Origin of the sequence: Maribacter aestuarii, from assembly GCF_027474845.2 — a bacterium.
Lineage (GTDB): Bacteria > Bacteroidota > Bacteroidia > Flavobacteriales > Flavobacteriaceae > Maribacter > Maribacter aestuarii.
Genome location: NZ_CP107031.2, coordinates 187,139 through 207,846 on the forward strand (window position 1 = coordinate 187,139; position 20,708 = coordinate 207,846).

19 protein-coding genes are annotated in these 20,708 nt (G+C 39.9%); 12 read left to right on the forward strand and 7 right to left on the reverse strand.

From position 1 onward, the window contains the following. Positions 1-58 precede the first annotated feature (58 nt). Together N8A89_RS00845 and N8A89_RS00850 are read right to left on the reverse strand one after the other, a co-directional pair. Complete coding sequence (locus N8A89_RS00845) at positions 59-787, reverse strand: LytR/AlgR family response regulator transcription factor (RefSeq protein ID WP_281540548.1); 729 nt, start codon at positions 785-787, stop codon at positions 59-61. Further along, positions 787-2,748: a histidine kinase dimerization/phosphoacceptor domain -containing protein gene (locus tag N8A89_RS00850; RefSeq protein ID WP_281540549.1), complete on the reverse strand. Its 1,962-nt coding sequence runs from the start codon at positions 2,746-2,748 to the stop codon at positions 787-789. The genes N8A89_RS00845 and N8A89_RS00850 overlap by 1 nt, the downstream gene beginning before the upstream one ends. A 204-nt stretch (positions 2,749-2,952) precedes the next feature. Here N8A89_RS00850 and N8A89_RS00855 point away from each other — a divergent pair, with 204 nt between their 5' ends. From N8A89_RS00855 to N8A89_RS00870, 4 genes are all read left to right on the forward strand, one after another. Further along, a complete protein-coding gene (locus N8A89_RS00855) occupies positions 2,953-3,489 on the forward strand; it encodes an ester cyclase (RefSeq protein WP_281540550.1) in 537 nt (178 codons plus the stop codon). 37 nt (positions 3,490-3,526) lie between these two features. After that, positions 3,527-4,294 (forward strand): hypothetical protein, encoded by a 768-nt coding sequence (locus N8A89_RS00860; protein WP_281540551.1) that lies wholly within the window; start codon positions 3,527-3,529, stop codon positions 4,292-4,294. Positions 4,295-4,348: 54 nt separating this feature from the next. Further along, positions 4,349-5,242, forward strand: coding sequence for a nuclear transport factor 2 family protein (locus N8A89_RS00865; RefSeq protein WP_281540552.1), 894 nt, complete (start codon positions 4,349-4,351; stop codon positions 5,240-5,242). A 260-nt stretch (positions 5,243-5,502) separates the two neighbouring features. Then, positions 5,503-6,264: a hypothetical protein gene (locus tag N8A89_RS00870; RefSeq protein ID WP_281540553.1), complete on the forward strand. Its 762-nt coding sequence runs from the start codon at positions 5,503-5,505 to the stop codon at positions 6,262-6,264. Between the two features lie 413 nt (positions 6,265-6,677). On the opposite strand, the gene N8A89_RS00875 is transcribed toward N8A89_RS00870, so the two are convergent. After that, on the reverse strand, positions 6,678-7,058 hold the full coding sequence (locus N8A89_RS00875) for a glyoxalase superfamily protein (RefSeq protein WP_281540554.1): 381 nt from the start codon (positions 7,056-7,058) through the stop codon (positions 6,678-6,680). 56 nt (positions 7,059-7,114) lie between these two features. Between N8A89_RS00875 and N8A89_RS00880 the strand changes: the two genes are divergently transcribed. Then, positions 7,115-7,945, forward strand: a complete 831-nt coding sequence (locus N8A89_RS00880; protein ID WP_281540555.1) for an endonuclease/exonuclease/phosphatase family protein — start codon at positions 7,115-7,117, stop codon at positions 7,943-7,945. A gap of 46 nt (positions 7,946-7,991) precedes the next feature. Here N8A89_RS00880 and N8A89_RS00885 read toward each other — a convergent pair whose 3' ends face one another. Further along, positions 7,992-8,822 (reverse strand): alpha/beta fold hydrolase, encoded by an 831-nt coding sequence (locus N8A89_RS00885; RefSeq protein ID WP_281540556.1) that lies wholly within the window; start codon positions 8,820-8,822, stop codon positions 7,992-7,994. Between the two features lie 106 nt (positions 8,823-8,928). Between N8A89_RS00885 and N8A89_RS00890 the strand changes: the two genes are divergently transcribed. The 3 genes from N8A89_RS00890 (at position 8,929) to N8A89_RS00900 (ending at position 11,943) form a co-directional block, all read left to right on the forward strand. Beyond that, positions 8,929-9,543 (forward strand): FMN-binding negative transcriptional regulator, encoded by a 615-nt coding sequence (locus N8A89_RS00890; RefSeq protein WP_281540557.1) that lies wholly within the window; start codon positions 8,929-8,931, stop codon positions 9,541-9,543. Between the two features lies 1 nt (position 9,544). Beyond that, positions 9,545-10,909 (forward strand): glycoside hydrolase family 113, encoded by a 1,365-nt coding sequence (locus N8A89_RS00895; RefSeq protein WP_281540558.1) that lies wholly within the window; start codon positions 9,545-9,547, stop codon positions 10,907-10,909. Positions 10,910-11,052: 143 nt separating this feature from the next. After that, positions 11,053-11,943: a DUF4382 domain-containing protein gene (locus tag N8A89_RS00900; protein ID WP_289644721.1), complete on the forward strand. Its 891-nt coding sequence runs from the start codon at positions 11,053-11,055 to the stop codon at positions 11,941-11,943. 172 nt (positions 11,944-12,115) lie between these two features. Here the strand turns inward: N8A89_RS00900 and N8A89_RS00905 are convergent, their stop codons facing one another. Next, entirely contained in the window at positions 12,116-13,195 is a 1,080-nt protein-coding gene (locus tag N8A89_RS00905) for an adenylate/guanylate cyclase domain-containing protein (protein ID WP_281540560.1), read from the reverse strand. Positions 13,196-13,365: 170 nt separating this feature from the next. On the opposite strand from N8A89_RS00905, the gene N8A89_RS00910 reads away from it, so the two are divergent. After that, positions 13,366-13,497, forward strand: a complete 132-nt coding sequence (locus N8A89_RS00910) for a hypothetical protein (protein ID WP_281540561.1) — start codon at positions 13,366-13,368, stop codon at positions 13,495-13,497. 215 nt (positions 13,498-13,712) lie between these two features. On the opposite strand, the gene N8A89_RS00915 is transcribed toward N8A89_RS00910, so the two are convergent. Both N8A89_RS00915 and N8A89_RS00920 read right to left on the reverse strand, forming a co-directional pair. Then, on the reverse strand, positions 13,713-14,765 hold the full coding sequence (locus N8A89_RS00915; RefSeq protein WP_281540562.1) for an NAD(P)-dependent alcohol dehydrogenase: 1,053 nt from the start codon (positions 14,763-14,765) through the stop codon (positions 13,713-13,715). A gap of 91 nt (positions 14,766-14,856) precedes the next feature. Then, positions 14,857-17,016 carry a TonB-dependent receptor gene (locus tag N8A89_RS00920; protein ID WP_281540563.1) on the reverse strand — a complete coding sequence of 720 codons (2,160 nt, stop codon included), beginning with the start codon at positions 17,014-17,016 and terminating at the stop codon, positions 14,857-14,859. A 218-nt stretch (positions 17,017-17,234) separates the two neighbouring features. Here N8A89_RS00920 and N8A89_RS00925 point away from each other — a divergent pair, with 218 nt between their 5' ends. From N8A89_RS00925 to N8A89_RS00935, 3 genes are all read left to right on the forward strand, one after another. Next, positions 17,235-17,654, forward strand: coding sequence for a DUF2141 domain-containing protein (locus N8A89_RS00925; RefSeq protein ID WP_281540564.1), 420 nt, complete (start codon positions 17,235-17,237; stop codon positions 17,652-17,654). A gap of 239 nt (positions 17,655-17,893) precedes the next feature. Continuing rightward, positions 17,894-19,858: an adenylate/guanylate cyclase domain-containing protein gene (locus N8A89_RS00930; RefSeq protein WP_281540565.1), complete on the forward strand. Its 1,965-nt coding sequence runs from the start codon at positions 17,894-17,896 to the stop codon at positions 19,856-19,858. Positions 19,859-20,068: 210 nt separating this feature from the next. Next, on the forward strand, positions 20,069-20,674 hold the full coding sequence (locus tag N8A89_RS00935; protein ID WP_281540566.1) for an HD domain-containing protein: 606 nt from the start codon (positions 20,069-20,071) through the stop codon (positions 20,672-20,674). Positions 20,675-20,708 lie beyond the last annotated feature (34 nt).

Genomic DNA, 20,708 nt, shown 5'->3' on the forward strand with positions numbered 1-20,708 from the left:
AGATTCATAGCAATCACTTCATTTATATTTCAGGCTGTAATAGCTCCAGCTAAAACCTTTAAATGGTATGCAGACGGTTCATTAAGAGTTCCTTGTGGGTTTTGCTTAATGGAATCACCTTTCGTTTGATTTCTATGTGGTGATCTGTTACCACATCCAATTTAGCAATATTTACCATATAGCTTCTATGCACACGTATGAAACTAGCCTTTGGTAGGTTTTCTTCCATGGTCTTTAGGGTACATGAGAGGACCAACTTTCCCTTCAGCGTGACTATGGTAGCGTAATTGCGATTAGCTTCTATATAGAGAATATCTTGAAGCAGTAACTTTTCCATCTTTCCATTATGCCGTACGAAAATACGATCCTGCAACACTTCAACATCATTGGGTGGTGTAATAGATTTCTTTTCGCCCATTTCTTCTACTACGAGCGCTATGGTTCGCTGAAGGTTTAACTTATTAAAAGGTTTGGTTATAAATGCCCTAGGGTGGGTTTCTTTAGCCTTATTAAAAGTAGCCTCATCGGAATTAGCGGTCAAATAAATTATTGGTATGTTTTGAAATGCTTGGATAGCCCTGGCAGTTTCAATACCGTTCATTTTTCCTTTTAGGTTAATGTCCATTAAAAGTATATCAGGGGTATTTTCCCTTATATGCACAAGCGCATCTTCACCTCTTGACAACAAACCATCTACTTCGTATCCCAAATTGGTTAATTGTAATGATATGTTCGCTCCAATAATCATATCATCTTCAACAATCAATATACTTGTAGTTTTCTTCATTAAGCCGCTTTATTAAGTTGGAACTGAATTGATATCGCAGTACCCTTGTTTGTATTCAATATCATTTTACCATCAAGTTGTTCAGTAAGTAATTGAATGAGTTTCGAACCGAAACCGGTACCCCTTACTTCATTTAAAGTACTCATCCCAATACCGTTGTCCATTACATCCAACTGCAGTTTATCTCCTTTTCCTACCAGGGAGACAACAATTGATCCTTCACCGTTATTGGGAAAAGCGTATTTCAAAGCATTTGTTATTAACTCATTAACAATCAATCCGATAGGTATTGCTAAATCAATATCAAGTTCAAGTTTTTTCATAACCACTTTGATCTTAACTTTTTCACCTAAACCAAAAGCATCAATGATATATTCAGAGAGGTTAACAAAATACTCTTTCATTTCGATAGCCGCCAAATTCTCGCCCTTATACAGTTTTTGATGGATCATACTCATGCTCTGAACCCGGTGCTGACTTGCTTCGAACACATCCAAAATATTCTGGTCATTAATCTGGGCTGATTGTAATGATAAGAGACTTGAAACGATTTCTAAATTGTTCTTTACCCTATGATGGATTTCTTTTAATAAAAATTCTTTTTCGTCGTTTTGTTGTTTCAATAATCGATTTATTTTGAATTTATTTCGCATAGCCTTGTAGGACAGTATAAAAAGTAGAAATAGCAGTACGGCTATAATGATGATTAGATTCTGACGTGCCCTTTGCTGCATGATCCTGCTTTCCTGTTGTAGTATTATTGCTTCTTTATCCTCCAAATCAAACTCGGTACGTAAGAGTGCTGTTCTTTTATCTGCTTCCGCAGTGAATACCACATCCCTAAATTTATCGTATTCGGCAAAAGCCAAATAGGCCTTTTCGTATTGATGATTGGCGGCGTAAGCGTTTCCTAGGGTCTCATAGGCCACGCTCAAATAAAAGGCATCCCCAAAATCCTCTGTTGCCACCGCGATACATTTTGTAAGACTTTCAATGGCCAATTCATGTTTACCTTGTAGGTTTTGCACCTTCCCAATGGCAAGCCAACTGCGCATGGTCATAAAATTATTGTTTAGCAATGCTGCATATCTGAGGGCATTTGCCCCTGCCTCCTCAGCCTCTTCCAGTTCATTGAGACTTAAGTGTAAATCGACCAACAGTATATAGACATCGCTAAGGTTGTTGTAAAACCCATAGCGTTCCCCAATCACAATGGAATGCTGAAAATAGTGTGAGGCCTGTTCAAAATCTTTTAAGGCTAAATAGACATTGCCGACAACAAATAAGGTGAAATCGTAATCCATATCATTTATGCCCCGTTCCTCAAAAATTTCCAAGGACTTGAGCCCATATTCCAAGGCGGTTTCAAATTTCGATTGTTTCCAAAAAAGATTGCTTAAATCACTATAAGCCATTGCCAAGGCCCATTTATCATTTAATTCCCTCCCTAGGTTCAAGGTTTCCAAGGCGTAGTCAGTAGCCTTATCCAATTGACCTCTCCGCTCATAAACGTAGCCCAACTGCGTGGTCAAAAGAGAAAGGTCTGTTGGTAATACTTTCTTTTTGGCAGATTCTAAAACGATTTGTGCGCTGTCCAACTTTTCCATTCTCAAAAGAATGGCGCCTTGCGTTATTTGAAATCTACCCTCCCATTCTATATTCCCTTTTTCTTTGGTGAGCCTCAGGCCTTCCTGGGTAAATTCCAAAGCCCTTACAAGATTTCGTGTATGGGTATAATAAGCAAGGTCATTTAGTATCGAAAATTTAATGGAATCGTGTTTTGCATTCGGGTAGGCATCTTCCAAGACATCTAGGTAAGAACTGCCGAAATTATCGGTTTCAACGAATACCTTTTTGTAGGGCTTTTCGCTAGCAAAGTCGATAAATTGGGCAAAAGTGAAGCTGCATTTCAAAGTGAAAAAGACACAAAAACAAATTGCTTTCGCAAAAGTGCTTCTCATTTATTGGTTTGTTAGTTGGCGGGGTACAGCGTTCTTTTAAATATACAACATTATATCGATTTATTGTTGGATAAATAATATTACCCACTCGGACAGAAAAACAGCTCGTTCGTCCTTATCCGCTTTATAAATCGATTATAAAATCCTTTATTCGTCTTAGTTCCCCATTACATCGGTCTAAATACCGATAAAAAGTACTCCGTTATGGGAAAAACGACTTTTCTTTTATTGTTGATTGCCTTTTTATCCGGCGCTGCCTGTAAGGATAACAATGGGCGACAAGCACAGGATTCTCGAGCCATTGAAACCCAAACTACGGAAGCACTTAAAGAAGCCTCCAAAAACTACTTGAAGGCATGGAGCAATAACGATACTGCATTGATAAAGAAGATTGCCATACGAAATATCGTACGCAACGTGAACGGGGAGATTACCTCAAGCGATCAAAACGGACTTAATGAAACGATTGAGTACTGGCATACCGCACTGCCCGATTTTAAGGTGGTGGAAAATGAAATCATTGTACAAGGAAATCGATGCTACGTCAATTGGACAAGCAATGGGACTAATACAGGTATGCTGGGAGAAATGACACCTACGGGAAAAAAGAGTGAAACAGTAGGTTTTAGCGTGCTAACCTTTGATGACAAAGGACTACTAATTCATGAAAGTGCCTATTTTGATATGTTGGGCGTCATGGAAGATTGGGGGTATACCCTACTCCCACCTCATTTGGAATAAGCAATAATTTAAATACGAACACCTAAAACAACTAATTATGAAAACAATGAAAACAAAACATTTATTTAGCATCATCTTATTCGGCGTCCTCTCCACCGGGGTTGCCCAAGAGGAACCATCCAACCTATTTTGGGTTCATGAAGACGTGGTAAAACCGGCCATGGTTTCGTCTTATGAAACGGTCTGTAAGGAGCTTACGGCCAATTTAAAAAAACATAATATTCCAGGCTTTAATGTCATTGTAAGTAACACCGCTGATCATCGATACTTATGGGTTAGTCCTATAAATTCTATGGCCGACATCAATTATGACGCTTTTAATACGTTGTCCGAAAAAATGGGCGGGGATGCCATGAACGCGCTATTCGATAAAATGAATAAGAGTTATGATGTCGAACACGATTATGTTATTCAAATGGACGAAGAACTAAGCTATATGCCTGGAGGTATCACACAAACACCTGAAGGTCAAAATTATAGAAAATTCCACTATTTCCATTATACACCTGGTAACGAGAAAGCCCTACGGGAAAAATCAGCTGCAATTAAAAAACTATTCGAAAGTAAGGGGTCAAAAGTACATTACCGTACCTACAAGAGTGGTTTTGGTGCACGCGGTGCCTTCTATATGGTGGCCATTGCTGCTAAAGATGCGGTCGATTATGCCTCCAAAATAGCTGAGAATAATGAACTGCTGGGGCAAGAATGGCAAAAGACATGGATGGATTTTCAATCGGAACTTTTGCAATATGAAATAATTGAAGGACAAATGAGACCCGATATGGCCTATTCATCTTCTGACTAAAAAAACATTTATTAGAAGGATATCAAAAATTTAGTTTAACCTAAAACGACACCAATGAAAAACCTTTTATTTACGGGTCTAGCAATAATAATGCTAGCGGCCTGTAACCAAGAACAACGTTACACCCAGAACTCACCTGAAATAGACACCTTTAGAGCGCTCATTGAAAACTATAGTAACCAAGATTGGGAAGCTATGACCACCCATTATGCAGACACCGCGAAGATATTCAATAACAGTCCCGATGTTGGGGCTTCAGTGGCAGAAATGATCGCTTATCACAAGGAAAACGATAACAATCTTGAAAGTCGCGGTTTTCTAGCCAAAGACCAGGAATATGAAATGGTAGTGACCGATGATGGGGACACCTGGGTCAACTTTTGGGGCGATTGGGAAGGAACCCTTAAAGCAAACGGAAAGAAACTTAAAATTCCTGTTCACCTTACCGGACAATTTATTGACGGAAAAATAGTGCGGTCCAGTGGACATTGGGATAATTCACCGATGGTTTTGGCGCTACAACAAATCGAGGCTATGAACAACTTGCCTCCAGAAGATAACAGGGCCGTTGTAAACGGGATGTACCAATCTTTTGCCAATGGAGAAATTCCTGATGTTCTTGCATCGCTTGACCCTAACGTGGTATGGATGGAAGCGGAAGGAAACGCCTATGCAGATGGCAACCCGTACAAGGGACCAGATGCGGTTTTGGATGGAATATTCAATCGTATTGGGGAAGATTATGAATCGTTCACACTTGCCGATATTCAATTACATGAAATGGTCAACGATCAAGTACTCGCCACCCTTAGATACCACGGAAAGCTAAAGAACGGAGCTTCAATAAATGCTCAGGCTGCCCATCTGTGGACACTCAGCAATGGTAAAGTCGTAGGTTTTCAACAATATGTAGATACCAAACAATTGGCCGATGCAATGTCCAATTAAATAATGAATCAAACCTAACTGGGCTAACCGTTCAATTTCGGGGGAATTATGGAGGGGGCCCGGTTAGGTAAATAATAAATACAGTAAAAACATTCAGACAGGTTACGGTTTTCAGTGTATTACGAACGACAATGTCATTCATGGTTAGTGTTTGACTTAGGAATTAGTTTAGGCGTTGTCGTTGTTTAACCTGTCTGTTTTTATGAAAAGTGCCGAGTTTAATTTTAGTAAATGAGTATTAACCAATTAATATAGAACCAATGAGAAAATTACTAGTTACAATGCTACTACTGCCACTATTTATGATGGCACAAACCAACGAAGGCTTGATCTTCGAAAATGTGATGTTGACGGTAAATCCGGAAAAAATTGTTGAATTTGAAGCTGGTATTGCAGCCCACAACAAGAAATTTCACAGTAGTGGTCCTTACGGGGCTAGGGTATACAATATTTTAAACGGTACCAATGCCGGTAAATATATGCTTAATATGGGCCCTTGTACATGGAGTACCATAGACGCAAGACCTTCTGGAAAAGACCATTCCGATGACAATAACAAAAACATTTCAAAATACCTTATGCCGGAAGTACGGGTGAATTATATGAAAATGCATCCAGAGCTTTCTAACTTTTCAAAGGATTTTGAAATTAAGAAACTATCCGTTTTTATGATTGACGTTAAGCGATTTAAAGAACAGGATTTTATGGAGAAAGTTCTTAAAAAAGTTGTCAAAGTGTACAAAGAAAAAATGCCGGAGCAAATTTATGGTGTTTATTCCAACGAAATGAATAATATGGATGGTATGGATTTCGGATGGGTTGATTTTTTCGAGAACTCCTCCTGGTTGGCACAAGAGGATAAATTCGTCCAATACTTTGAAGAGGTCCATGGAGCTGGAAGTTTTCCTGGCTTTCTAGCCGATGTGGAAGCAACGACCCATGGTGATCAGGTCGAAATCTGGGAGGTAAGAAATGACCTCAGCGGCCTTGGGCCTCAAGTTAAAGCGGCTGAACGCCAATAAATATTATAAAATCATAGTGACCGTTAATAACCAACCCATGAAAGACCCGAAATTTTTTTTCGGGTCTTTCTTTATATACAGCAAACCTTAATAACAAGCCTATTCTAAGTATTGCCCCCAGTATTAAAAAGGTAAGTTTGATTACACTACTACATACTTTGATCGGTATCATCAGAATTGATTTAAATTCAAAGATGTCGCAAATGCTTTAAAAAAGTACTAAAAGTTAGAAATGGCAAAATGATGACAGCAGTCATCTAAATATACTACCTTAAGTAAAAACGAAAACTGAGCGGATTTGATATTGTAATGGTAATTACGGTAATCCTTTTTGCTAGATTAGGCCTACGTTTGGTATCAAGATATATTCAAATGAAAAAGGAAGAAAAGAATGGCAATAGCCAAAAGCCAAATTAGGCATCCCTATAAAAAGTAAGCCCGTTTTCAAACGGGTCGTAAAATGCGAACTCCTTAGTACCCCAAGCAGTTTCACGCAATAAGGTATGGGCATGAAAAACATCTTTTTCTGAATACTCTTCGTGCAAGGCCTCTATATTTTGCGTCACAATTCGTAACATCGGTCGATCAATCTCCAACTCCCACTCCTCGGCGTCATGCCACTGCAAATGGATTTCTATTGCATCTCTTATAATCCCTGCATATTTAGGCTGTTTTGAATCATCGGCGAAGGCTATTCTGAAACCCAATCGGTTTACATAAAAATCTAAAGCTTCCACAACATCCTTTACCGGGAGCACGGGATGTATCTGGTGTAGATATCCTTTCTGTTCCATTCTTCAAATGTAATTGTTAATGACTAAATTGTCAATGGATATACAACTCTTATGAAATGAAATCAATAATACTTTTGGGCCTATTTTACGTCTTGACATTGACATCATATGGACAAGAGCTTAAGGTCATGAGCTATAATATCAAGTACGATAATAAAAACGACACCATAAATAATTGGAATGACCGGAAAGAAGTATTGGTTGAATTGCTAGCACACTATGAGGCCTCATTTATTGGAATGCAGGAAGTGCTGCACCGGCAATTGACCTATATCGACAGTGCGCTGACAAATTTTACTTATATTGGAGTTGGCCGGGACGATGGTGTTCGTAAAGGCGAGTATTCGCCTATTTTATACGATTCTACGGAGTACAAGCTTCTCGACCAAAAAACTTTTTGGCTCTCGGGAACCCCTGAAGAGATTTCCGTAGGTTGGGATGCCTCCTTGGAAAGAATCTGTACCTACGGACGTTTTGAGGAAAAGACGACGGGCAAAAAACTCTATGTCTTCAATACCCATTTTGACCATATCGGTAAAGAATCCAGAGAAAAATCGGCAGCGCTAATTTTTCAAAAAATAGTGGAGATGAACAAAGAAAAATATCCCGTGGTACTCATGGGCGATTTGAACCTTACGCCGAATGAACTACCCATTAAATTTTTACAAAAAAATCTTTCGGACGCTCAGAAAATTTCCCAAAATCCTTTTTATGGGCCTACGGGAACCTTCAATGGTTTTGACCCTAAAATGAAATTGGATAGGCGTATCGACTATATTTTCGTAGAAGACTTCCTTGTTAAAAGTTATGTTCATATTGACGATAGAATGGAAAATAATAAACACATTTCAGACCATTTGCCCGTTTTAGCCATCTTGGACTATTAAAAAAGCCGGAACAAAGTCCGGCTTCTATTTAAAAAATGCTCTTTTTCTAGCTTTTTAAAAATTTAATCAAAATTTCATTGAGCTCATCGGCATGGGTAATGTTTAGACCGTGTGGTGCGCCCTTAATAACTTCATAGGTATTGTCCTTGATACCTTTCGCCGCTTGCTCCGCTGATGTTGTAATGGGAACGGTTTGGTCCGCGTCACCATGCACTATCAATGTCGGAACGTTAACGTTCTTAAGCTCGGGTCTGAAATCTGTATGCATCCAGGCCAGGGCAGTTTGTATGGTAGCGCGTGGGGAGGCAAATGAAGCAATGGTAAAGTCGTAATCCAATTGTGCCTGACTCACTTTGTCCTTATTGTCTGCGAAATTGTAAAATCCTTTACTGAATTCTTTTAAGAACCCTACCCTATCATTTTGTAGGGCATCTATAATTCCTTCCAAATCACTTTCGGGTACCCCTTCTGGATTATCATCCTTTTTCTTTACTAATGGAATGATGGAACTGATGAGCGCCGCCTTGGCGACTTTATTGGAGCCGTAATCTGTAAGATAACGTACAACTTCCCCACCTCCCATGGAAAATCCTACTATGACGGCATCTTCCAATTTAAGACCATCAATAATCGTATTCAAATCGCTGGCAAGGGCAGAGTAGTCATAAGGTCCCCATGGCGAAGATGATGTCCCAAAGCCTCTGCGGTCATATGAGATACAACGAAAGCCGGATTCTACGATTTTCCAAACTTGCTGTTCCCAAGTTTTTCTACTCAATGGCCATCCGTGAATGAGTATAACAGGCTGACCGCTACCGTAGTCCTCGTAAAAAATATCTACTTGTTCTTTTGCTGATTTATTCGTTATAAAAGGCATGTGTGTAATTTTTTAAGTTCACGTCAAAATAGTAATGATTTAAGTAACATCTTGACCGTAATAAAATCATTGTTTGCTTAAATAATGTTTTCGCTACTTTTATATCATGTTTATACCCGCACATTACAGGAACGAAAATATATCCGAAGTAAAGCAATTCCTTAGGGAGAATAGCTTTGGTATTCTGGTGAGCCAAGTGGATGGGAAACCATGGGCTACCCATATCCCCTTAGAACTGGATGTGGACGAAAAAGGCAATGATATCCTTGTAAGTCACATTGCAAAAGCAAATCCACAATGGAAGCAATTTTTAGAGCAGGAAGAAATACTATGTATTTTCAACGGACCCCATAGCTATATTTCATCATCCTGGTACCAAAAGGAAGAAGTACCCACTTGGAACTATATAGCCGTACATGTTTATGGAAAACTACAGATACTGGACGAACCGGCCGTTCTAGCCTCGATGCATAAACTGGTGGACAAATACGAGCAAAATTCGGAATGCCCGGTTTCCATTAATAACCTTTCTGCCAAAACGATGCGTCAGATAAAAGGCGTGGTCGGATTTCAGATACACATCACTGAAATACAAGCGGCAAAAAAAATGTCCCAGGGTCGGGAGCATGACCATCCTAGAATTATTGAGGAATTGGAAAAACAGGATCCACAGGCGATTGCCGTGGCCAAGGTTATGAAAGAAAATAGCGAATCCCGCTGATATGAAAAGTAGTTTCAAACGAGCGACCTACCTGTATATCATCCTTTGGGTGATTACCTTCATAACGATAACCATCCTCTTAAGTCGTCGTGACCGTGATTTGGGCGATAGCGCGCTCTTCTTCTTTGAAATTGCAGCTAATCGTAATTTTCTAATCGGTTTTCATGTTCTTTTCGCATTATGTTCTTTACTGCTATTAGCCGTAACCTACTTCACAAAGCTTTACCGCACTAAGGGAAAATCAATATTCTTTAAACAACTTGGCTATCGTTTTATATTGCCTATACTCATCACTTTTATCGGTTTTAAAACATTGATTTACGCTAATTCCTATGAATGGAACGATTATGAGTGGGACAATTCCGTAATGAACACGGATGGCATCGTCAACAATTTGGACGAAACCGATAAGAAGCAAAGAGGCATGAGCGTTTTTGGATGGTCCGAGGATAATACGGAGGGCATAAACAGTCTTATAAAAGCCAATGTAGAGTGGGTTGCCGTAATTCCGTTTCTATATCAAAAGGATGACCGGACAAAAGTTATCAATGTTCCGGAGTATCCGGAGCGTTTTACTAGGAGGGATTCCAGCTTTATTAGGGCCATTAATGACCTTCACGAGAAAGGTCTAAAAGTTCACCTGAAACCACACCTATGGATGAACGATGGTTGGCGGTCCAATATCTCTCTGGACAATTCCGAGGAATGGGATACTTGGTTCGCCTCTTACCGGACCAATATGCTGCGCTATGCCAAAATTGCGGCCTTAACAGAATCGGAACTGTTCTGCGTTGGTACTGAATTACGGACCTCCATAAAAAAACAACCGGAAAAATGGAGTGCGCTCATCGATGAGATAAAGGAAATCTACAATGGTGAGCTTACCTATGCCGCCAATTGGTACGATGAGTATGAACACGTAACATTTTGGGACAAGTTAGATTACATAGGCATCCAAGCCTATTTTCCGTTGACAAAAGTTGAAAATCCAGAATTGGAGACCATTGAAAAAGGATGGGACAAGCATCTATTGGAACTGGAGCAGGTTCATGAAAAATATGGAAAACCCATTCTCTTCACGGAGATAGGCTACAAGAGCGATGCTAATGCAACAATTAAACCCTGGGAATGGGCGTCCTTTGGAGGTATATTGTTACAAAAAAAGTCGGATAGAACCCAACAATTGGCCTATGAGGCCCTGTTCAACAAGGTATGGGAAAAACCGTGGTTGGCAGGTATTTATATTTGGGAATGGAACAATAGAACCACAGCAGAAAGTGCCGAAACCGACCTTGATTTCTCACCTCGCTTTAAACCCGCCGAAAATATTATTGCCAAAGGCTTTGGTAAGCCTGTACTTAAATAACGATTCTTTTAAAAGCTACCGTTTATCGAAAAAACGTAGGACTTCCTCGGCAATTCACTCATTATTTACATCTTTGAGCGCCCAACTTGTTTAAGATCATTAAAATTCGATTGAAAAATCGAGTCTAATTTAAATTTTTAAACATGAGAAAGAATCTTTTTTTTAGTTTACTACCCGCTCTTTTATTATTTTTTAGCTGCTCTGATGACGCTGAAAATAGCTCAGATATGGGCCGTTTAAACGTTCAAATGGTGGACGCCCCTTTTCCGTTTGACAAAGTTGCGGAAGCAAACGTAACTGTCTTCAAAATTGATGCCCGTCTAAAAGGCGATTCTGAAACGGACCTAGAATCTATGGAAAGCGAAGAGAACGGTTCAACATATATTACCTTAATGGAGGAAGAAATTCCTTTAAACCTCTTGGAATTGGTTAACGGCACCACTGCTATGATGGCAGATGTAGAAGTGCCTGTTGGAACCTATGATTTAGTACGGGTTTATGTTAAAGGAGTCAATGTTCTTTTAACGGATGGTACGTCCTATGGCCTTAAAGTACCAAGTGGAGCCCAGACTGGCATTAAGGTATTTATAAAGCCAGGTATCAAAGTCGTGGGAGGTATTTCATCGGATTTACTTTTAGATTTTGACGTGAGCCGTTCTTTTGTCGCCAAAGGCAATTCCAGAGTGGAAGGCGGAATCAAAGGTTTTAATTTTAAACCGGTCATAAAAGCCAGCAATTCCTCCACCGCAGGAACACTCGCAGGAAAAGTGACCACCGTGCTAGAGGACATTTCGTTACCCCTGGAAGGCGCTGAAGTCAAAGTTTTTAACGAAACCGATACTACCACTACATTCACGGATATCGATGGGAGGTACATGATTATGGGATTGGAAGCAGGTACCTATAACACTGCGGCTCTATTAGATGGTTATGTTTCTAGTGATACGCTAGAGGTAGCTATCGTTGCGGCAAATAAGACCCTCCAAGATTTTATGCTTGAAGTGGAAATGGAATCTGTTGAAGAAGGCAATTGATATAAAATAAACCGCGATACGATTAATAACGGGCTGTAGACTTACAGCCCGTTATTTTTTTGACAACTATACAGTGTACTTCACGCTAGACTATCCTTTGGTATTGTTTTTAGTATGGTGTAAGCCATGGAGCATTCAAGAAATTGTAAAATCTCTGAGTAAAAAAGAATTTTTAAAATTCTATCGTATACAAATCGATTGGGATTTGCTTTCCACGCAGCAACAACTCTCCTAACCTATTGAATTTAAAACTTTTATCCCCTTTTAATTCTTTATATAGTTCGCCTGATATCAAGACTCGTGTGTTGAAGGCGTTACATTCCGCTTCCAAGCGAGCAGCCGTGTTTAAGATATCACCCGTATAAATAATATTTCTTTTAATAGTGCCTATTTCGCCAGTAGTAACTTCTCCTATATGATAGCCTGCTTTGAAACTTGGGACTACGCCAAATTCTTTCTCGTACATCATTCCCTTCCCATCTATGGTTTTTGTAATCTTTAGGAAGGCGGCGATACAGTTGTTTTTCTTGAGTCCAATATCTTTAGGCCATGAGAGTACGATCTCATCACCAACATACTGGTAAATCTCCGCTTCCGTATCCAAAATTGCGGAGGTCATATCCGAATAATACTGTTTTAAAAGGGCAAAGTATTTTTCATGCCCCAAGGTTTCGGCGATAGCCGTGGAGGACTTCATGTCCAAGAACATGAATATGCGTATTTCCGAAATGGGTTTGTGGTATTTGGAAAATAAAGCATTGTACAAAACCCCATCTCCTACATACTGAATCATTTCCGAAAAGAAAATAGCTATACCAGCCACAAAGCCCATAAAAATAAGGGTACTCCAGAAAGAAAAATTTCCAGCGAAACGCTTTAGATCATCCAGCGCATCGGTAAATTGATATACCTCATAATTATAGAAACTGTTGAGTATACTGAAACCTACGAGACTAATGGCAATGAATATAATGTAGAACAATGTTTTCAAAAGGATTTTCATCCTGAGCGAAGTGTTCTCAAAGACCCGGCGAAACCATCGTACCTCGCAGGCACCCTGTAGCAAACCGATAAGGAAAGAGCCCAGTATCAAGGGCAAAAGACTACTTTCAAAATCGTAAGGGTTGCCGGTAGCGGGGTATTTATCCAGTTGGCCCAACAGTCCATATTCCACCAAACTATAAACAAAGGCGAAACCTGCCCAAATCAGGCCAAAAGGTAGAATTTGCTTTATGAATCGTTTCAGGTACAAGGTAGTAATGTTGTTAAGTGATATATCTTTTATAGAATGGTAATGTAGGAATAAAACATATTAAAATTTTGTTAGTCGTGTTGGCGGACTATTCGATGAAAGGTAAAACCCAGGTAAAAAAACTCCGTAGGTATTGAAAAGAGCGCCCAGCTCGACTAAATCTTAATTGCATGACTTATTTCATCTTCGTTACTACTTCATTCATTGTTATCGCATTGCTGCTGGTTACTTTTAGAGCCTATGCCAACTTGCAGGCCTATCTAAAATCTATGGATGAACAACGTAATGAAAACCTTACTTAGAAAATAAACGACTACATTCCACTTGTTGACATCATAACATCGTCAGTCCGAGTTTCTTCTACCACAAAAAGTACCGAGTCAAATCACTTGAAAAAACAAACTTTTTTACCAGGCACCAATAGTATCTATAAATACTGTAATCTTTCTAGCCATCAGCCTGTTAAATAGAAAAGACCATCTTGGAAGACGGTCTTTTACATGGTATAGCTGTACTATTAACTTTCCTTCAAAGATTTCATATCGATAACGAAACGGTATTTCACATCCGACTTCGTCAATCGGTCATAAGCCTCGTTAATATTCTGCATATCTATCATCTCTATATCACAAACTACATTATGCTCCCCGCAAAAATCCAGCATTTCCTGAGTTTCCTTAATTCCACCGATCAAGGAACCGGCAATTCTTTTTCTTCCCATGATTACGCTTCCACCGTGAACCGCTTCTAAAGGTTCAATAGCCCCAACAAGTACCATGGTAGAATCTCTTTTCAATAAGGATAAATATGGATTGACATCATGGCCAACTGGAATGGTATTCAGCAAAAAGTCAAACGAGCCGGCATGTTTTTCCATATCATCGTCGTTTTTGGAAATCAGTACTTCGTCCGCTCCCAAACTTTTGGCATCCTCGCTTTTACTCGGAGAGGTCGTAATCATAACCGTATGCGCTCCCATGGCATGAGCAAATTTAATACCCATATGTCCAAGACCACCGAGGCCTATCACGCCTACTTTATCGCCCTTTTTTACGCCCCAGTGGGCTAACGGAGACCAAGTGGTGATTCCTGCACACAACAGTGGCGCAGCGGCTTTGGCATCGATATTGGTGGGAACCTTCAATACAAATTCCTTGTCCACCACTATATTCTCGGAATATCCTCCGAAGGTATGGCCGCCCATGTGTTTATCCTTGCTATTGTAGGTCATGGTCGCTCCTTTCTCACAAAACTGCTCCAAATCGTCCTTACAGGCACCGCACTCTTGGCACGAATCTACCATACACCCTACACCGACTAAATCGCCTTCCTTAAAATTCGAAACGTTCTTACCCACTGCCATCACCTTACCCACAATCTCGTGACCTGGTACAACAGGATATTTGGAATTTTTCCAATCGTTACGGACTTGGTGTAAATCGCTATGGCAAACGCCACAGTATAGAATATCGATTTTTACGTCATCATCCGTTAGTTCTCTTCGTTCAATGTCCATTGGTTCTAAATCGGCCTCTTTGGACTGGGCCGCATATGCTTTTATTTTGCTCATTGTTGCTTCTTTTTATAAAGAAAGCGAATATTACCAAGATAGATTGACTTGAATGAAACAATAGCTGATACAAACGAATTGAGACGGCATTTTATAAATTATCCAACTGGTTGCTTTTGTTGTCCTGACTGATAGTCCAAAAGAAGCCTACAAAGAAAAAGGAATCGGCCGCAGGGCTTATGGTTCGTCTATCAAAATTACCTGCAGCGTTCGGGGTGTTGGCATACTGATAGCCGTTTACGTTCTTGAATCCGGCAATGTTACTTACGGAGACGTATAAAATCTTTTGCTGGGAAATCAAATAGGCCCAGTTTACGCTTAGGTTGTTGTACGACCTGGTTTTCTCGGCCAGAAATTCAGCCGTATTCGGGTTGTCGTAGGGCCTACCGGAACCGTAGTTATAGGAAAAACCTACCTGTGAGCGCCAATCGGTTATAAAGTATTTGGTCACCAAGGAAAAACTATGCTTAGGTGCAAAATTGGGCGTTGCCCTTTCCATAAAATTCCGATAGTCACGTTCCGTATCCAAGTACGAGTAGGATATCCAGTAATCCAAGTTTTTGATGCTCTTGTTATCCCTCCAAAAAATATCTAAGCCGGTGGCGTAGCCATCCCCATTGTTCGAGTAATTGGAATCGAATTGGGGCATCTCCGTATTAAATTTCACCAAGTTGTCATAATTCTTATAATACGCCTCTGCCCTAAAGGTCTTTCCGTTATCCAAATATTGATAGTTGAGGATGTAGTGCGATGTTTTCTCCGATTCCAGACTTTGGTCATAGCGCAAAACCTCCGATAAGGGATTTTGGTAAAAATCCCCGTAAGCCAAGGAAAACTGACCTTTTTCCCCGCTCTTGTAGGCCAAAGAGGCCCTTGGGGATACCGTAAGCGTATTCATTACACTGCTACGCTCTAGCCGTGCGCCTACTTTCATGGCGAACTTGTTGCTAAAGAATATATCGGCTTCGGTGAACGCCCCGAACAAGTTATCCGTATAGGCACTGTCAAAAGTAAACCCGTCAGCAGTGGAAAAAGTCTCCTCATAATCGGTAATGAAATACTCAGCCCCAAAATTCAACTGAAAGCGGTTACTAAAGCTCTTCCCAATCTTGGCCTTTAGATGTGAGCCCGTTTCCCGGATATCGATGGTATTTTCCAATAACCCAATGTCGTTCTTATCTACCGAGATACTACCGCCGGTAGTTAAGGTCCACTCCTTATCGAAAAAATGCTTGTACGAACTGTTAAAATAAAGGTTGTTGTTCTTTAATTTAAAATCGATGTATTCATCAAAATTGATATCCTCCTGTGCGATATCCAGATTGGCGTGATTAAATCCCGTATAGAGTTTGAACATACTTTTTTCTCCTTTGCTACGAAATACCGCCTCCCCTGCAATGGACTCATAAGGGCGGTTCCACTGTACGCCCTGATCCGACGGAATCAAAGCTTCATAGGGCGCTAAATTGATATAGGACGTATTCACGCTCAACGATTGATCGCCCCAAATTTCTGTATGCCCTACACCTCCCCCAACGGACATGATGGAGATATCCGTTTTTTCCTGGTCGGGAACGTCGGTGGTGTTTAGCAGTAGAACGCTGGACAGTGCCTGACCGTATTCTGCAGAATAACCCCCGGTGCTAAAGGTGATGCCCTTGAACAGGAATGGCGAAAACCGTCCTCTAGTGGGAATGTTGTTTGCAGTAGCATTAAATGGTTGGAATACGCGAAGGCCGTCTATAAATACCTGTGTCTCTCCGGCGGCACCTCCCCTAACGAACAATCGGCCGTCTTCATTAACAGTGGTCGTGCCGGGTAAGGTACGCAAAGCCGCCACAAAGTCGCCGGCTGCTCCGGCAGTAGTTACAATATCCAAAGGTTTAAGCACGGAAGCTTTGGAATTGTCCCCGGCCTCAAAGGTACCGGCGGTCAAGGTTACACCGCTCAATTGGTTGACGGCCTCGCGCATCGTTATGTTCAAGTCTTTTAAATAAGAAACGTCCCCAGCCTGCATGTAGGTCTCAAAGGATAGCATGGATACGATGAGATTTTGGGTACCGGTTTCCGAAGTGGTAAAAATAAAGTTTCCCTCAGCATCGGTGGAGGCCCCGTCATAAGTACCCTCCAGATATACATTGGCGCCTGCTATGGGCAAGGAATTGGTGTCCGTTATAGAACCCGATATGACATTTTGTCCCATGATGGTAGTGGCGATAAATAAAGTGATTAACGTTACGACTGATTTCATTGTTTTTGATTGTTGATGATACACTACAAAACTGCGGGCTTTTGGCAGGGTACACCAATCCATCTTTCCGAACCGTTGAATTTATGGACTGAAATGAATCCGAAAATTTCCATTACAATTCATACTCAAAAATTGACAACTGGGTATTTCACTTTTTTAAAAGCGAGGGCTTACCAAGATATTTGAACCATCGATTAACAATTAAAACTTTAAACACGATGAGAAAATTTGCACTTATTTTAGGATTAGTTTTTACCGGCCTTTTTGCCACAGCTCAAGAAAATGATGGCGTTACCATTACCGTAACCATAGAAAATGTACTCTCGGACGGTGGCACCATATTGGGCGGTCTGCATACGATGGACACGTTTATGAAAGGACAGGGCGTTGCCAGTGCCATGGTACCGGCAAAAGAAGGCGAAGTAACCTTGACATTTGAAAACGTACAACCAGGGACTTTTGCAGTGATGGTCATGCACGACAAGAACGACAACATGCGCATGGATATGGAAGCGAACGGCATGCCGAAAGAAAGTTACGGAATGACCGGACCTATGGAATCTTACGGACCACCAACTTTTGAAGCGGCGAAGTTTGAAGTCGCCAACGAGGACTTGGATTTTAGAATTAGGTTTTAGTCCTGGTCTCGGCAAAGGTATATTACATTACATCAATCAAAATTTGAAAAAGGCTTCACATTGGAAGCCTTTTTTGCATGCTAATATGCTTCTAAAATATATCTCCCTGATACAAAAAATACTAACACTACATCCTCTAAGCGTATTTTTACTATATTCTACATCAATGTGTTGCTGGTTTTAACTACTTTTAAGCTCCCCCCAGTAATAATCAGCATTATTCTAGTAATTCCATCTTTATGAGAAGTACGCTATTAACAATTTTTGTTTTTCTACAATCATTTTTTGTTACACTTCAGTTAGACGCCCAAGAGCCGAAACTAGACAGTCTCAAAACCGTAGTAAAACAAAAAAAGAGGGATAGCACAATCGTTAATGCCCTTTTAGAAATATCAACCTTATTGGCACGTTCGGAACCGGAAGAATCAAAAGAATACGCACAGAAAGCCATAGATATGGCCAAGGCTATAAAGTTTACCAAAGGCCAAGCCTATGGTTACAAAAATCTTGGTCTACTTTTATACTTTAAAGGAGAGTTGAACAAGGAATTGATAGATTTGTGGAAGAAATCCTTAGACTTGTTCAAAGAAATTGAATTTAAAACAGGAATTAGTAACCTTCAAAATAATTTAGGTAGCGTTTATCAAACCAAAGGGGATGATCCTACTGCCTTGGCCTACTTTCTGAAATCGCTTAGGCTTGCCGAAGAAATAAAAGACCCTTTCCGTATAAGTACGGCATATCTCAATATTGGGGGTGTTTATTCTAATGAAAAAGCAACGTACGAGCAAGCACTGGAAGCATATAACAAGTCCAAAGAAATCTTTGAAGAAATAGATTATTATCACGGAGCGGCCTACGCCGCTATTAATATTGCCGAAATACAACTTAATACCAATAATCCAGAAGCTGCACTTAAAGGCTTGGAGGATTCAATGGAACTTTTTGATAAAAACGATACTGATTTTGCTAATGTGCTCATCATGATAGGAAGAGCATACGAGGATATGGGTAAGCCAAAAATCGCCGAAACAAACTATTTGAATGCAATTGAAATTGCACTTTCAAATGACGCAAAAATGGAGGCCTCAAAAGCGTACATAAAATTAGCAGATATGTACAGGTCGAAGAATTTACCTTCTAAGGCCCTAGACCAATATCAAAATGCCTTAAAGTTAACTGAATCTACAAAAATATTTAGAGATAAAAGAGATATTTATGCAGGGTTGGCGCAGGTTCATGCCCAACTTGGCGATTATCAAAATGCTTTTAACTTTCAAAAACAATTTTCCGCCGTAAGGGATACTATCAAAAATGATGACTACGAAGCTACCCTTGGAAACCTGAGATTTCAATTCGACATAGAGAATAAAGAAAAAGAAATTGAATTGCTAAACGCAGAAAACAAGGTGAAAGAAGTTGGTCTGGAAAGAGCGGCAATTTCTAAAAAGTATTTTTATGCAGTTGCAGCCCTACTCTTCGCCATTGCCTTAGGCGCAATTATGCAATATCGTTTCGTGAAAAAATCCAATAAAAAGTTAGCACAGGAACGGAACAAGGCAGAACAAATTCTTTTAAACATACTTCCAAAGGAAACAGCGGAAGAATTGAAGTTACATGGGAGCGTAAAGGCCAAAGAATTTAAACAGATTACGGTACTTTTCACCGATTTCAAAGCATTTTCCGTGATTGCTGAAGAAATTTCCGCAGAGGCCCTGGTCCGTAGTGTGGATTATTACTTCAAAAAATTTGATGAGATTACCCAGCGTCATGGACTAGAGAAAATTAAGACCATTGGTGATGCCTACATGTGTGCTGGTGGATTACCTACAGAAAATACCACGCATGCATTTGATGCATTCAATGCTGCCCAGGAAATCTTAAAATTCGTTGAGGATACCCTGAAAAACCCTCCAGAAGGCATCTATCCCTTTCAAATTAGGATTGGCCTAAATACGGGGCCTGTTGTGGCGGGAGTGGTAGGAACCAAAAAATTTCAATATGATATTTGGGGAAATACCGTAAACATTGCGGCTCGTATGGAATCTAATTCCATTCCGGGGAAAATAAATATTTCAGAAAATACGCATGAAATATTAAAGAATGAAATAGACTTTACCTACAGGGGAATAATTTCGGTCAAAAATTCAAAAAAGCTCAAAATGTACTTTGCAGGTAAAGATGTTCAGGAACCAGTTGTTTGAAAGAATTTAGATAAAGAATTCATAAATTAAGGATTTTTCCTGTTAAACATTCTCAAGATTATATGGCACTTATCAAATATTTAGTATGTTTAACAAAAAAGAAGAATTACGCAAAGACCTTTTTGCCTGCTAAAATCACCTTGTACAATAATTTGAATTATTTATTGTTTTAATTCTAATGTATCATAACTCATTCATTCCCAGTGGTAGATGAAGTTGCATAACAAAAATGCATATCCTAGATTATGCTTGGAATTACTATCTACCTTGGAGACAAGCCTTCCAGATAGTTTAACATATCATGCCGTATCCCATACTATTGATGTAGCAAACGTATGCAATGACTATATTGAGCGCTATGGTATTGATGAGAATCATGCCAAATTAATCCGTATAGCAGCGGTGGGACATGATTTTGGTTATATTATATCACCAAAGAATCATGAGGAAAGAAGTATAAAGACCCTTTCACATCTGCTTCCTTCAATTCTAGACCAAGAGGAGATACTTCTTGTAAATGGTATGATCAGGGCTACTAAAGTCCCACAGGATCCCAAAAATTTATATGAGCAAATTCTAGCGGATGCCGATTTGGACTATTTGGGAAGACCTGATTATGACGTTCTAAGTGAAAGACTTTATCAGGAATTTCAATATTATAAAGTTGTCAATACCCAAGAAGAATGGTTGGACCTACAAATAAATTTTCTTAAGAATCACCAATACCACACCCCTTTCGCTCAAGAACATCGCAAACCGCTAAAACTGCAAAAACTAGAGGAGCTAAAAGAAAAGCGTGAAGCCTTGGAATGCTAGGTAGTAAAAGGGTTCTAGCGACCTCATCTAAACA